Origin of the sequence: Pseudomonas sp. CFII64 (assembly GCF_000416235.1) — a bacterium.
Lineage (GTDB): Bacteria > Pseudomonadota > Gammaproteobacteria > Pseudomonadales > Pseudomonadaceae > Aquipseudomonas.
Genome location: NZ_ATLO01000020.1, coordinates 35,380 through 50,181, shown reverse-complemented (window position 1 = coordinate 50,181; position 14,802 = coordinate 35,380). Strand labels below are relative to the sequence as shown.

Below are 14,802 nucleotides of genomic sequence, written 5' to 3'. Positions count from 1 at the left end.
GGTTTCCATGTCCACTAAAGGCGGCGGTATCGGCCTGCAGGATGTGTTGATGCGTCAGCTGTCGAAAAACAAGAGTGTGCCGCCGGTGACGCCGGGAACTGCGACGGCTGACGGCGCGAAGGCTGATGGTGCAGTCGCGCCCGCCAGGACCGCACTGGCCACCAGCGTTTATCAGCGTCCGCTGTGGGCCACGCGTTCGGCGGCGGCAGATCAGGCCGCCGCCGCAGCGGCGGCCACCGGCGAAGGACGCAACGACATGGCGCTGCTCAATGCGCGTCGTCTGTCGCTGCCGACCAGACTGACCGATCGGCTGTTGGCCGGCATCGTTCCAAATACCGCCAATACCTTGTCGCCCACCGCGCGCACGGCTGCCAATGTCGCCGGCACGAACGTCAGCGGCAAAGGCAACGGCGACTGGACGCTGGACCCGAATCTGGCACCGGCCACGCCAAGCTATGTGCGCAGCATGGCGCAGCCACCACTGGCTCCGGCCAAGCGCGCGTTCAGCAACGCTGACCAGTTTGTGGCGACCATGTTGCCGCTGGCCAAGGAAGCCGCTGCCCGGATCGGCATTGATCCAACGGTGCTGGTTGCCCAGGCGGCGCTGGAAACCGGTTGGGGCAAATCCATCATGCGTCAGCAGGACGGCAGCAGCAGTCACAACCTGTTCGGCATCAAGGCGCAAGGCAGCTGGAAAGGCCCCGAAGCCCGGGCGATCACCAGTGAGTTCCGTGACGGCAAAATGGTCAAGGAAACGGCGGACTTCCGTTCCTATTCGTCCTATGCCGACAGTTTTCACGACCTGGTCAGCCTGTTGCAGAACAACGATCGCTATAAAGAAGTCGTGAATTCGGCCGATAACCCGGAACAGTTTGTAAAAGAATTGCAGAAGGCGGGTTATGCAACTGACCCGGACTATGCCAGCAAGATTTCGCAAATCGCCAAGCAGATGAAGAGTTACCAGACTTACGCAGCCGCAACGGGCTCTTCCACTACTTTATAAGGCTTGAACCATGTCACTGATTTCAATTGGGCTCTCAGGGCTGACCGCAAGCAGCGCCGCGATGAACACCATCGGTAATAACACGGCAAACGTGGATACCGCCGGTTACTCGCGTCAGCAGGTCATGACCACCGCTTCGGCGCAGCAGAATCTGGGCGCCGGTTATATCGGCACCGGCACGACGCTGTCTGATGTGCGGCGGATCTACAACAGCTATCTCGATACTCAATTGCAAACCAGTACATCGCTCAATGCCGACGCGACGGCCTATTCCGGCCAGGCGAGCAAGACCGACACGTTGCTGTCCGACACCGCGACCGGTATTTCCCCGGCTCTCGCGTCGTTCTTCACCAATCTGCAAGGGGTCTCGACTTCGGCGACCGACACGAATGCGCGTTCGCTGTTCCTGCAGCAGGCGTCGGCGCTGGGCGCGCGATTCAACTCCATCGCGGCGCAGCTCAACACCCAGAGCTCGACCATCAACACCCAGCTGACAACGCTGGCCGATCAGGTCAACAACCTGTCGTCTTCGATTGCCAAGCTCAATAAGCAGATCACCTCCAGCACTGCCACCGGCGCCACGCCGAACAGCCTGCTGGATGCGCGCAATGAATCCGTGCGCAAGCTCAACGAGCTGGTTGGCGCCAAGGTGGTCGAAAACAACGGTAACTACGACGTCTACCTCGGTACCGGTCAGGCGCTGGTGAACGGCAGCACCGCCAATGCCATGACGGCTGTGCCGAGCGCTGCCGACCCGGCGCAATACAGTCTCAAGGTTGCCTCCGGCTCGACCACCACTGACGTGACCTCGGTCATCACTGGCGGCAGCATCGGCGGCCTGCTGCGCTACCGCAACGAGGTCATGACCCCGGCCATCAACGAGTTGGGCCGCGTGGCGCTGGTGTTGTCCGATCAGGTCAACAGCCAGCTGAACCAGGGCATCGACAGCAACGGCGCGTTTGGCAGCAATCTGTTCAACAGCATCAATGACCTCAGCCAGATCACCCAGCGCAGCATCGGCAAGACCGGTAACACGCCAGGCTCAAGCAACCTGAACGTCACGATCACCGATACCAGCAAACTGAGCGCCAGCGATTATTCGGTGACATTCAGCGACAACGACAACTACACGATCCGCAGCCTGCCCGATGGCACCGCCGTCGGCGTCGGCAAAATCAGCGATCCGAGCACCACTCCAGCGGGTCTGGGTTTTCAGGTGTCGCTGCCTGCGGCAACCGTGCCACCGAGCACACCGTTTGCCAATGGTGACTCGTTCACGTTGACGCCAACCCGCAACGCCGCTGCCGCGTTGACGACGGTCATCACTGACCCGAAAAACCTCGCTGCCGCTGCACCATTGACGGCAACAGCAGGTGCCAGCAACAAGGGCAGCGGTACGTACACCCAGCCGACGCTGACCACCAAGGCCAATATCTACGACGCCGCTGGCACAGCGGATCTGCGCAACGGCATCAAGGACACTGCGCCGCTGAAGCTGCTGTTCGGCCCGGTTACCTCGGGTTCGCAAAGCTATCAGTTGCTGGATGCGAAGGGCGCTGCCGTGCTGGATAAAAACGGCGTTGCGGTCACCGGGACCATCGTTCCCGGCCAGAGCAATGTGCTGAAGCTGCCAGTGGGTTACACCGACTCGGCAGGCGCCGCTCAGGATTACACGTTCGAAATGACCATCGCCGGCGCACCGAGCGATAAAGACACTTACAACATTGCCCTTACCGGTGCGGGTTCGGCCGATAACCGCAACGCCATTGCGACAACCGCCTTGCAGACCAAGCAAACGGTCGGCGTCGGCGCGAACGGTTCCACGGGTCTGAGCCTTGCAGGCGCCTACGGCTCGCTGGTATCCAGCGTCGGGACCTACGCCGCGCAAGGCAAGACCGATACCACTGCAACCGCCGCGCTGCTGACCCAATCCAAAAGTGCGCGTGACGGAGTATCCGGCGTTTCCCTCGATGAGGAAGCCGCCAACCTGGTCAAATATCAGCAGTACTACACCGCTTCGTCGCAGATCATCAAGGCGGCACAAGCCATTTTCAGCACGCTGATCAACAGTCTTTAAGGAGTCGTAATTCATGCGTATTTCAACTGCCCAGTTTTACGAAACCAGCTCTGCCAACTACACGCGTACGTACGCCAACGTCATCAAGACCGGTGAAGAAGTCGCCAGCCAGGTCAAGTTGAATTCTGCTGCCGATGATCCGGTGGGCGCGGCGCGCGTGTTGCAACTGGCCCAACAGAACTCGATGCTGACCCAGTACGACTCGAACATCAGCACCGTCAGCATCAATGTGACCAAATCGGAAACCGCGCTGAAGAGCATCCAGACTGCCTTGCAACGGGCATCCGAGCTGATCATCGAAGCGGGCAACGGCACCTATACCGATGCGGACCGTGCCTCCAACGCCGCCGAGCTCAAAGAGCTGCAGTCGCAGGTCCTGAGCTTGATGAACAGCCAGGACGCCAACGGTCAGTACTTGTTCTCCGGCTCCAAGACCTCGGTGCCTCCGTACTCGCAAAACCCTGATGGCACCTTCGCCTACAACGGTGACCAGACCGCGATCAATCTGGCCATCGGCGACGGCTTGAGCATTGCCAGCAACACCACCGGTTGGGATGCTTTCGAGACGGCGATCAATACCACCCGCACGTCGTCCACCTTGACATTGCCGGCTGTTGATGACGGCAAAATCAGTTTGTCTGGCGGGATCGTAACCTCCACCTCGAACTACAACAGCCAGTACGTCAGCGGTCAGCCTTACACGGTCACGTTTCTGAGCAGCACCCAGTACAAGATTACCGATGCTGCGCTTAATGATGTGACCGTAGACGCCAGCGGTACCGGCACTTTTTCCTCGGCCGATGCGGCTAATCAGGTGATCAGTTTTCGCGGCGTGGACCTGTCGCTGAATATCAATCTGACGGCCGCGGAGCGGGCCTCGACGACCGCCGCTGATAATGCGTTGAAGGACCATACCTTCGTCCTGGCGGCAACCCCGGACCAGATCAGTACCACCGCGAGCCCGGGTAATTCGGTGCCCAATGCTGTGATTACCGGTGCCACAGTGGGCACTTCGGTTGCCGATCTGGCCGCCTACAACAACACCTTCCCGCCTGGCGGCGCAATCATCAAGTTCACCAGCGCTACTGATTTCGATCTTTACGCGTCGCCAATGACCAGTTCCAGCACCAAGATTTCCAGTGGCAGCACAACGCCGGCGACCAGCGCCTCGGGCATCACGTTCCAGGTCAGTGGCAACCCGGCTGTGGGCGACACGTTCGTGGTCAAAGGTGGTACGCAGCAAACCCAGAACATCCTGAATACCTTGTCCTCGGTGATCACCGCGCTCAATACTCCGGCGGATGGCAATCCCGTGGCCAGCCAGAAATTGCGCGCTTCCCTGGATTCTGCGCTGGGCAACATCACCAGCGGCAAGGAGCAGGTGTCCAAGGCCATTTCTGCCGGCGGCGCGCGTCAGGCCAGCGCGGACTCGCAAGGCGTCACCAACGGTTTGCTTCAGGGCAACAACACTGTCGAGCAGGGCAAGATCGTCGACTCCGACCCGGTGGATGCGATTGGCCGCCTGACGATGCAACAGACGATGCTGACCGCCTCCCAACTGGTGTTCACTCGGGTTTCCCAGTTGAACCTGTTCAGCAAGCTTTAAGCGCAAGGCCGCAAGGATGCGGCGTATTACCGAGCATCAGCCGTCTTTTTCAGCGGTTAATGGGCATCTTCCGCCAGGCTGGATGCCCGCCGCTCGCGAGTAAGCCCTGTGAATTCCGTACCCCGCGTCAGCATTGTCATCCCCGCTTTTAACCCGCGTTTCTTTCAGGCGGCTTTAGCCAGCGCCCTGAGCCAGACCTACGCCAATCTTGAAGTGATCGTCTGCGACGACAGCCCTGACAGTCAGATTCAGGATATCGTCCAATTGTTTGGCATGCGCTCTGACATTGCGTTGCGCTATGTGCGCAACGCCGAGCGGCTGGGCTTGGTCGGTAACCTGCGAGCGGGTCTGGAGGAAGCTCAAGGCGAGTTCATCAAGTTCCTCTGTGATGACGATCTGATCTTCCCGACCTGTATCGCTCAGCAAGCCCAGGCGCTGCAAGACAATGCAGATTGTCATTTTGCCCTGGCGCAACGACTGTTTTGGGACGCCAACGATCTGCTCTTGCCGGGGCGCCTGGAGAACAGCCCGCTTTCGCAGGAAAGCGGAGTGTTCAAGGGCGACGACCTGCTGGCGATCATCGAGAGTTTTCCGGTCAATTTTCTGGGCGGTTTCAGCAGTGCGCTGTTTCGCCGAGCCGATCTGGTGGAGCTGCTGCCGGCGCTGACCCAACCAGGTTTTTGCTTTACGGCAACACTCGATTTTGCCCTGTATATCTGCCTGTTACGCCGCGGCAACCTGGTGGTGCTCAACAATATCCTGAGTGTTGAACGCTTGTATCCAGAGCGCCTGATTCGCCAGCAGCCGATGCTCGATGCCACACAGGCGGAGCGTAAATGGCTGGTGCAGATGCTTGAGGCACGTAGCGGCGAATCGGCTCCTGCTGCCGGCTGGGTATCTTTCGTTGCTTTGTCTCAGACTGCCCAGGTTCCGCGTGTCTGGGGCGAATTGCCGCTCTCGCGCACGCTCGGTAACAAGCAGGCCGCGTTACCTTACCGGGTTGGCGTAGAAAGCCAGAGTTTTGGCCAGATGTATGCTCAATGGCTGGCCTGCCGGACCCTCACCGCGCCCCAGAAAAAGCTGCTGCCGGACACCTTGGCGGGTTGGCATTGGCGGCCGAAAATCGTACCGGTCGTCATCGACGATCAGGTCGGCAGCGCCGCGCTGGAACTGACCTTGCGCAGCATCTCCCAGCAGCTGTATACGCCGGAGCTGGTGCTGGTGCTGTCGAGTGCCTGTACCGAGATGCAGATCGAGGGACAAGTATTGCGCATGCCGTTGCAACGCAACTGGCAGCAGCAACTCAATGAGCTGCTTGGCCAGCTCGATGGCGCCGACTGGATTTACCTCTTGCAAGCGGGTGATCGTCTGCCAGAGCCAGCCTTGCTGGTCATGGCCGAGCGAATAGTCGCGTTTGCCGATATTCGCTGCATTTACTCCGACGAAGGTGGATTGGTCGATGGGGAGTCCGCAGAGCCTGCGTTCAAGCCTGACTTCAATGTTGATATGTTGCGCAGCTTTCCCTATGTCGGACGAGCCTTGGCGTTCGAACGCCAGGGGCTGTTGAACGTTGGCGGTTTCGACTCGGACTACGGCGTGCTGGCCGCCCACGATTTGCTTTGGCGGTTGGTTGAGGCTCACGGCAGCCAGGCGATCGAGCATATTGCGCAGGTCCTCGTCGAGTCGCAGTCCGGCTTCGCTCAGTGGCTGGGAATGCCTGAAGTTATCGCGCAAAACCCTGTGGTGGTGCAAGCCCATCTGCAGCGAATGGGCATTGCCCACGAGATTCGCGCAGGCAGTTATGAATTGCTCAATCGCGTTGATTACGTGCATGCCGAACGGCCGCTGGTGTCGATTATCATCGCCAGCCAGGACCATTTGGCGGCTGTGCAGCGCTGCGTCCAGAGCCTGCTGGAAAAAACCGCTTACGGTGAGTATGAGCTGCTGCTGATCAACAATGGCAGTCAGCAAACCGCCAGCGTTGAGTGGTTTGCTGCCATGTCCCAAATGGGCAGCGACCGCTTGCGGGTGCTGAATTACCCACAGCAGGGCAACATTGCCGCGCTGCGCAATTTCGCGGCCGGGCAGGCGCGGGGCGAATTTGTCTTGATGCTCAGCCCGTTCGCCGTGATTACCGAGCCGCTATGGCTTGATGAGCTGCTTAACCATGGGCAGCGCGCCGAGGTCGCGGTGGTGGGCGCCAAGGTGCTCAGTCCTGACGGCGCGGTTGTCCATGCGGGCCTGATCCTGGGGTTACAGGGGCCGGTCGGTGTGCCGTTCTATGGCGAAATGCTCAGTGCCGCCGGGTACATGCACCGTCTGCAAGTGGTACAGGATCTGAGCGCCGTGGGTCCTGATTGCTTACTGTTGCGTAAACAGGTCTTCGATGAGCTTGGGGGCTTCGACGAACAGAATTTTGCACATGCCCTCAGTGAAGTGGACTTGTGTCTGCGTATCAGGCGGTCGGGGTACCTGGTGGTATGGACGCCCTATTCACAACTGGTGTTGGGTGCCCAGCCGACACCTGCTCCCGACGCGCAACGTGACCGGTTACGTGAACAGGAGCAGGAAAACTACTACAAGCGCTGGCTACCGCTGATCGTCAGAGATCCGGCGTACAACCCCAACCTGGCCCTGCACATTCTGGGTGGCTCAAGTTTCAGTCTCGAGCCTGGATTGCTGACAGGCTGGAGCCCTTTCTCGCACAAGCAACTGCCGTCGATATTGGCGTTGCCGGTCAATACGTCTGCGGTGGGTCATTATCGGGTCACGCAGCCCTTGCTTGAACTTGAGGCTGCAGGTCGCGCCATCGGGCAAATCCACTATGACCAGCCGAGCCTGATCGAGATCGAGCGCCTGCAACCGGATGTCATCGTGACTCAGTGTCGCTATAGCGAGCTGGCAATAAACGACATTGAGGTGTTTAAAAAGTATTTCAACGCCCGGCGCATCTATGAGCTGGATGACTATGTCATCAAGGCGCCGAAGAAAAATTCGCATATTCGCAACATGCCGGACAGCGTTGAAATGGAGCGCCTGGTGCGGCGCGGTATCGGGCTGTGTGACCGCGTTGTGGTGTCTACTGCGGCACTGGCTGATGCCCTGTCAGGCATGCACCAGGATATCCGGGTAGTGCCAAACATGCTGGCGCCGCATCTGTGGAACAACCTGCCCGGCAGCCGCCGTCGAGCCTCGAGCAAGCCGCGCGTTGGCTGGGGTGGTGGCACCAGTCACCACGGTGATCTGGCGATCATTGCCGATGTAGTGCGTGAGCTTGCCGATGTGGTCGAGTGGGTGTTCTTTGGCATGTGCCCGGATGAGCTGCGTCCCTACCTGCACGAGTTTCATCCCGCAGTGGGCCTTGATGCCTACCCGGCCAGGCTGGCCAGCCTCAATCTGGATCTCGCTCTCGCGCCGCTGGAGTTTCACATTTTCAACGAGTGCAAGAGCAACCTGCGCCTGCTGGAGTATGGCGCGTGCGGTTATCCGGTGATCTGCACCGACACGGCTGCCTATCGCGGGTATTTGCCTTGCACCCGGGTGGTCAGCAACAGCACTTCGGAGTGGCTGGAAGCGATTCATATGCATCTGGATGATCCTGATGCCAGCTATCGCATGGGCGATCAGCTACGCGAAGCTGTGATGCGCGACTACATGCTCCAGGGCGATAACCTGCGCAACTGGGAGCACGGCTGGCTGGATGACTGAACCTGGCGTTCCCCAGGTCGCCAGTTCGGGCAATCCGAGCTGGCGCGTTTCCTGCAAGATCCCCATATATTCTCATCAGTCGCGGATTTCCGGCGCGGCGGTGAAGGGCTCGTGCCGAATGGCGACGTCTATGGGTGACTTGCAAAGCTCGGTAGTAGCTGTGCCAAAGCCCCGTGCAGTAAAAGAGGGAGCGTGATGAAGGCAGTTATCCTGGCAGGCGGTTTGGGCACGCGGATCAGTGAGGAATCGCACCTCAAGCCCAAGCCGATGATCGAAATCGGCGGCAAGCCAATTCTTTGGCACATCATGAAGCAGTACTCCGCCCACGGTATTCATGATTTCGTGATTTGCCTCGGTTACAAGGGCTACGCAATCAAGGACTTTTTCGCCAACTATTTCCTGCACACCTCTGACGTCACCTTCGACATGTGCAACAACCGCATGGACGTGCATCAGAACTACAGCGAGCCATGGCGCGTCACCTTGATCGATACCGGCGAAGACACCATGACCGGTGGCCGTTTGCGCCGGGCCAGCCGCTATGTACAGGACGAGGAAGCGTTCTGCTTCACTTATGGCGACGGCGTTTCCGATCTCAATATCAGTGCGCTGGTGGACTTTCATCTGTCTCACAAACACTTGGCCACAGTCACTGCCGTGCAGCCGCCGGGTCGCTACGGCGCGCTGGAACGTAATGGTGATCTGGTCAGCGGTTTCACGGAAAAACCCCGTGGCGACGGTGGCTGGATCAATGGCGGATTCTTCGTGTTATCGCCGCAGGTACTGGAGCTGATCCCCAACGACGAAACCGTCTGGGAAGCCGAGCCTTTGATAGGGCTGGCTGAACGTGGCCAGCTGGCCGCCTTCCAGCACGATGGTTTCTGGCATCCGATGGACACCCTGCGCGACAAGAATTACCTCGAACAACTGTGGCAGAGCGGGGAGGCCCCGTGGAAGCAGTGGGACTGAGTTCGCAATTCTGGAGTGGCAAGCGGGTATTGCTCACGGGTCACACCGGATTCAAAGGCAGCTGGTTGACGCTATGGCTGCAAAGCCTGGGGGCTGAGGTCAGTGGTTTTGCCCTGGCACCTTCCACCGAACCCAGCCTGTTCGAACTGGCTGGCGTCGCCGATGGCATCAACGACCAACGCGGCGACCTGCGTGATCTTGGCGCCTTGCTGGAGCTGATCGCCGAGACGCGGCCGGAGATTGTCCTGCACCTGGCCGCCCAGCCATTGGTGCGCGAAGGCTATCGCGATCCGCTGGGCACCTATTCCAGCAATGTCATGGGCACCCTCAATCTGCTCGAAGCCATTCGCCAGATCGGCGGCGTGCGCGCCTGTGTCCTGGTGACCACCGACAAGGTTTACGCCAATCAGGAATGGCTCTGGCCCTATCGTGAAAATGAACCCTTGGGCGGGCATGATCCCTACAGCAGCAGCAAGGCTTGCTGCGAGTTGCTGGCTCAGTCCTACGCGGCGTCGTTCTTTGCCGCCGAACGCTATGCCGAACACGGCCTGGCGCTGGCGACCGCGCGTGCGGGCAATGTGCTGGGCGGCGGTGATTTCGCCCCGGAGCGTTTGATACCGGATGTGCTCAAGGCCTGGTCGGCCAACGAGCCGGTGACCCTGCGTTATCCACAGGCGGTACGCCCCTGGCAGCACGCGCTGGAACCACTGGCGGGTTATCTGCTGCTGGCCGCCGGCCTTTACGAACATGGACCGCGATTTGCCGGTGCCTGGAACTTTGGCCCCGGCGAAAACGATATGTGCAGCGTCGGTGAAGTGGTGCAGCTACTGGCCAGTCGCTGGCCTCGCGGGCCCGGCATGCGCGTCGAACCCAGCGAACTGCACGAAGCCGGCTTGTTGCGCCTGGACAGCAGCCGTGCCCATCAACTGCTGGCGTGGAAGCCGCGCTGGTCGCTGCAACAGTGCCTGGAACATACGCTGGATTGGCATCTTGCGTGGAAAGCCGGGCAGAACATGCGTGAGGTGACGCTGGCTCAGTTGGACCTGTACAAGGAGCAGCAATGAGCGAGTTCCTGTTGAAGGCGCTGCCGTTGGCGGGACTGTTCAGCGTACAGCACAAGCGTCACGAAGATACGCGCGGGCACTTTTCCCGATTGTTCTGCGAGGGCAGCCTGAGTGGCTTCGATCAGCCGTTTCATATTCGCCAGATCAATCATTCCTGCACCCGCGAGCAGGGCAGCGTGCGTGGCCTGCATTACCAGAACGGCGACCACCCGGAAGCCAAGCTGATCACCTGCCTGCGCGGCGAAGTCTGGGACGTGGCGGTGGATTTGCGGCCGGACTCGGCAACCTTTTTGCAGTGGCATGCCGAACACCTGCGCGCTGGTGATGGCCGCAGCCTGCTGATCCCGGCAGGCTTTGCCCATGGTTTTCAGACCCTGACTGATGATGCCGAATTGTTGTACCTGCACAGCGCTGACTATGCGCCGGAGCATGAGGGCGGTCTGTCGGTACATGACCCACGCCTGGCGATTGCCTGGCCGCTGGCTGTCAAAAATCTGTCGGCAAGGGATGCATCCCATCCATTGCTGGATTCCCGGTTTAGCGGAGTGCACTTATGAACTGTCGCGGCTGCGGCACCCTGTTGAATCTGCCGCTGATCGACCTCGGCACTGCGCCGCCTTCGAATGCGTATTTGCGGGCGGAACAGCTGGAAGTCGCCGAGCAATGGGTGCCTTTGAAAGTTCAGGTCTGCCAGTGCTGCTGGCTGGTCCAGACCGAGGATTACACCAGCGCCGAAAGCCTGTTTGACGCCGATTATGCGTACTTCAGCTCGTTCTCCAGCACCTGGCTTCAACATGCCGAGCGCTATGTGGAAACCATGGTTGAGCGCTTCGGCTTGACGGCTGAAAGTCGCGTGGTGGAAATCGCTGCCAATGATGGCTACCTGCTGCAATACGTTGCCAAGCGCGGCATTCCTTGTCTGGGAATCGAGCCCACCCGCAGCACCGCCAAGGCCGCACGGGAAAAAGGTCTGGAAATCCGTGAGCTGTTTTTCGGCCGCGAGACCGCGTTGCAGCTCGTCGAAGACGGCTGGGCAGCGGACCTCATGGCGGCCAATAACGTGCTGGCCCATGTGCCGGATATCAACGATTTCCTCGCGGGTTTTGCGGTGCTGCTCAAGCCCGACGGCGTGGCGACTTTCGAGTTTCCGCACCTGCTGGCGCTCATGGCGGGCGCGCAGTTCGACACGCTTTACCACGAACACTATTCCTATCTGTCGCTGACGGCAGTGCAGACATTGTGCGAGCGCAATGGCCTGGAAATTTTTGATGTCAGCCATCTGCCGACTCACGGTGGCTCGCTGCGGGTATTCGTGCAACGCGCCGATGGTGGGCAGCGTGAGCGCCAACCGGCCGTGCAGCAGGCATTGAGTGCCGAAACGCTGGCCGGTGTCACTCGCCCCGAGTTCTACGCGACCCTGGCGCCAGCCGCCGAACGTATCAAGCACGAGTTGCTGCGCTTTCTGTTGCAGGCCAAGGCCGAAGGCAAGCGCGTCGTAGGTTATGGCGCGGCCGCCAAGGGCAATACCTTGCTTAACTATGCTGGCGTCAAACCGGACTTGTTGGCCTGGGTGGCCGATGCCAACCCGCACAAGCAAGGCAAGTTCTTGCCGGGCAGTCGAATTCCGGTGGTGGGCCCCGAGCGCATCGCGCTGGAGAAGCCTGACTATGTGCTGGTCCTGCCGTGGAACCTGATAGATGAAATCACCCATGAGTTTGCCTGCGTGAGCCGTTGGGGTGGGCGTTTTGTTGTTGCGATTCCGGAGCTGAGTTTTCGATGAGCAGAATTCATTACACCAAACCCAGCGTCGGCGAACTTGAGGCCGCTTATGTGCTGGATGCCGTGCAGAACGGCTGGGGCGAGCGCTGCTACGACTACATCAACCGCTTCGAAAAAGCGTTCGCCGAACACATCGGCGCGAGCTGGGCAATTGCCACTTCCAGCTGCACCGGCGCGCTGCACATGGGGATGGCGGCACTGGGCATCGGCGCCGGTGATGAAGTGATTCTGGGTAATACCAACTGGATCGCATCCGCCGCACCGATTACTTATCTGGGCGCCACGCCAGTGTTCGTCGACGTGTCGCCAATCAGCTGGTGCCTGGATCCGGCTAAAGTCCGGGAAGCGATTGGGCCGCGTACCAAAGCCATTGTCGCTGTGCATCTGTACGGCAATCTGTGCGACATGGACGCGCTGTTGGCTATTGGTGAGGAATTCGGCATTCCGGTCATCGAAGACGCCGCTGAAGCTGTCGGCTCCCAATGGCGGGGCAAACCTGCCGGGTCACTGGGCGCGTTTGGCGCATTCTCGTTCCATGGCACCAAAACCATGACCACCGGCGAAGGCGGCATGTTCGTCACCTCGGATCGAGCAATCTACGAACGCGTGCTGACGCTGTCCAATCACGGCCGGGTCGCTGGCAGCACGCGGCAGTTCTGGCCTGACTTCATTGGTTTCAAATACAAGATGAGCAACCTGCAGGCGGCCATCGGCTGCGCCCAGGTCGAACGCATCAATGACCTGATTGCGCGCAAGCGGGCCATCTTCGATACCTACGCCCAGGCCCTGTTGCAGATTCCGGGCCTGAGCATGAACCCGCAGCCGGATCATTCGCGCAATGGCTACTGGATGCCCACCGTGGTGTTCGCCGAGTCGACTGGCGTGACCCGGGACACCCTTATCGAAGCGTTCAAGGCTGATGATATTGATGCGCGGGTGTTTTTCTGGCCGCTGTCGTCGTTGCCGATGTTCGAGCACACGGATCCAGACCAGGCGCCCGTGAATACCCCGACCGCATTTTCACTGTCGGAACGGGCGATCAATCTGCCCAGTTATCACGACATGACGGATGCCGATCAGCTGCGAGTCATCGCGGTGCTTCGCGATCTCTGCAGCGGCAGAGGCCTGTTGTGAACATTTATCTGCTGGGCGCAGCGAACCCGGAAGCCGTGCGCATGATCGGCTCGGTCAGTCGCGCCAATGCGAACGTTGAGTTTGCGTTTCTCGACAACAATCCGGCCAGGCACGGCACGCTGTTTTTTGGCGTGCCGGTCATCGGTGGTTCCCAGCGCGTGCCCGAGCTGAAAGGGCCGGACGCGCGCTTCGTCAATCTGATCACAGGCTCCACTGCGCTGCGTTATGAAACCACCTGTGAATTGGTCGAACTGGGCGCGACGCTGACCAATTTCATCCATCCCGGCATTGACCTGAGCATGACCCGAATGGGCGTCGGCTGCTATTTGCAGGAGGGCGTGATCATGCAGGCCGATGTCGAGCTGGGTGACAACACCAGCATCAGTTCCGCCTGCGTTATCGGGCATGAGGGCCGGATCGGCCACTCGGTGTTCCTGGCACCGGGTGTCAGCATCGCCGGTTGCGTGGAAATCGGCGATGGCACGTTCATTGGGATCAATGCCACGGTCCTGCCGCGTCTGCGCATTGGCCGCTGGGCGACCATTGGTGCCGGAGCCGTGGTGACGCGGGACGTGCCGGACTACGCCGTGGTGGTGGGTAATCCCGCCAGAATTATCAGATCGAATGCGGCTTCCTATCAGGATGGCCGGGTTTTCAGTTCAACGCCGCACCCTATTCGGAGCGTTTCCAATGAATCCCCATGAGCAGTTTCGGGAAGAAGTAAAACAGAACATTGATGGCCTGGAACAGGACAAAGCGCTACAGGCCACATCACTGGACTGGGTCGGGACCACGGCCAGACACAAGTACACCTACAACTTCAGCTGGATGGGTCGCCCGATCATCCAGTTTCCGCAGGACATGGTTGCGATGCAGGAAATCATCTGGGACTTGCGCCCTGATGTGATCGTCGAAACCGGTATCGCCCACGGCGGTTCGCTGGTGTTCTACGCATCGATGCTGCAGTTGATCGGGCACGGCGATGTATTGGGAGTGGATATCGATATCCGCCAGCACAACCGCGAAGCCATCGAAGCGCATCCGATGAGCCATCGGATTCAAATGATCCAGGGTTCCAGCATCGATCCGGCCATCGTCGAGCAGGTCAAGCAGCGCATCGCCGGCAAAAAAGTCCTGGTGGTCCTGGATTCGAACCATACCCACGAACACGTTCTGCAAGAGCTGCGCCTTTATGCGCCGTTGGTATCGGTTGGCAGTTATTGCGTGGTGATGGATACCGTGGTTGAAGACATGCCCGAAGACGCATTTCCGGATCGGCCATGGGGCAAGGGTGATAACCCGAAAACCGCAGTCTGGGCCTACCTGAAGGAGAACCAGGATTTCGAAATTGATGCCGCTATTCACAGCAAGCTGCTGATCACGGTTGCTCCGGACGGTTATCTACGCCGGGTGCGTTGATCGCAAATTGATTGGTCATTGAATCCTTTTTGTTTATTCACCG

10 protein-coding genes and 1 pseudogene are annotated in these 14,802 nt (G+C 59.6%); all 11 read left to right on the top strand.

From position 1 onward, the window contains the following. Window positions 1-139: 139 nt before the first annotated feature. A pseudogene (gene flgJ / locus CFII64_RS10580) lies at window positions 140-1,003 on the top strand (flagellar assembly peptidoglycan hydrolase FlgJ); the annotation flags it as partial. 10 nt (window positions 1,004-1,013) lie between these two features. Then, window positions 1,014-3,080, top strand: a complete 2,067-nt coding sequence (gene flgK, locus CFII64_RS10575) for a flagellar hook-associated protein FlgK (RefSeq protein WP_020290763.1) — start codon at window positions 1,014-1,016, stop codon at window positions 3,078-3,080. Window positions 3,081-3,093: 13 nt separating this feature from the next. Then, window positions 3,094-4,686, top strand: a complete 1,593-nt coding sequence (locus CFII64_RS10570) for a flagellar hook-associated protein 3 (protein WP_020290762.1) — start codon at window positions 3,094-3,096, stop codon at window positions 4,684-4,686. Window positions 4,687-4,794: 108 nt separating this feature from the next. Continuing rightward, entirely contained in the window at window positions 4,795-8,394 is a 3,600-nt protein-coding gene (locus CFII64_RS10565) for a glycosyltransferase (RefSeq protein WP_020290761.1), read from the top strand. Between the two features lie 195 nt (window positions 8,395-8,589). Then, window positions 8,590-9,363 (top strand): glucose-1-phosphate cytidylyltransferase, encoded by a 774-nt coding sequence (gene rfbF, locus CFII64_RS10560; RefSeq protein ID WP_020290760.1) that lies wholly within the window; start codon window positions 8,590-8,592, stop codon window positions 9,361-9,363. Further along, window positions 9,345-10,427 (top strand): CDP-glucose 4,6-dehydratase, encoded by a 1,083-nt coding sequence (rfbG, locus tag CFII64_RS10555; protein ID WP_020290759.1) that lies wholly within the window; start codon window positions 9,345-9,347, stop codon window positions 10,425-10,427. Before rfbF ends, rfbG begins: the two co-directional genes overlap by 19 nt. Further along, complete coding sequence (locus CFII64_RS10550; protein WP_020290758.1) at window positions 10,424-10,984, top strand: dTDP-4-dehydrorhamnose 3,5-epimerase family protein; 561 nt, start codon at window positions 10,424-10,426, stop codon at window positions 10,982-10,984. The genes rfbG and CFII64_RS10550 overlap by 4 nt, the downstream gene beginning before the upstream one ends. Continuing rightward, a complete protein-coding gene (locus CFII64_RS10545; RefSeq protein ID WP_020290757.1) occupies window positions 10,981-12,207 on the top strand; it encodes a class I SAM-dependent methyltransferase in 1,227 nt (408 codons plus the stop codon). Before CFII64_RS10550 ends, CFII64_RS10545 begins: the two co-directional genes overlap by 4 nt. Continuing rightward, the gene (locus CFII64_RS10540) at window positions 12,204-13,340 is read left to right on the top strand and encodes a DegT/DnrJ/EryC1/StrS aminotransferase family protein (RefSeq protein WP_020290756.1); all 1,137 of its coding nucleotides are present in this window, start codon (window positions 12,204-12,206) and stop codon (window positions 13,338-13,340) included. Before CFII64_RS10545 ends, CFII64_RS10540 begins: the two co-directional genes overlap by 4 nt. Beyond that, window positions 13,337-14,044 carry a NeuD/PglB/VioB family sugar acetyltransferase gene (locus CFII64_RS10535; protein ID WP_020290755.1) on the top strand — a complete coding sequence of 236 codons (708 nt, stop codon included), beginning with the start codon at window positions 13,337-13,339 and terminating at the stop codon, window positions 14,042-14,044. Before CFII64_RS10540 ends, CFII64_RS10535 begins: the two co-directional genes overlap by 4 nt. Further along, window positions 14,031-14,759 (top strand): cephalosporin hydroxylase family protein, encoded by a 729-nt coding sequence (locus CFII64_RS10530; RefSeq protein ID WP_020290754.1) that lies wholly within the window; start codon window positions 14,031-14,033, stop codon window positions 14,757-14,759. Before CFII64_RS10535 ends, CFII64_RS10530 begins: the two co-directional genes overlap by 14 nt. Window positions 14,760-14,802: the final 43 nt, after the last annotated feature.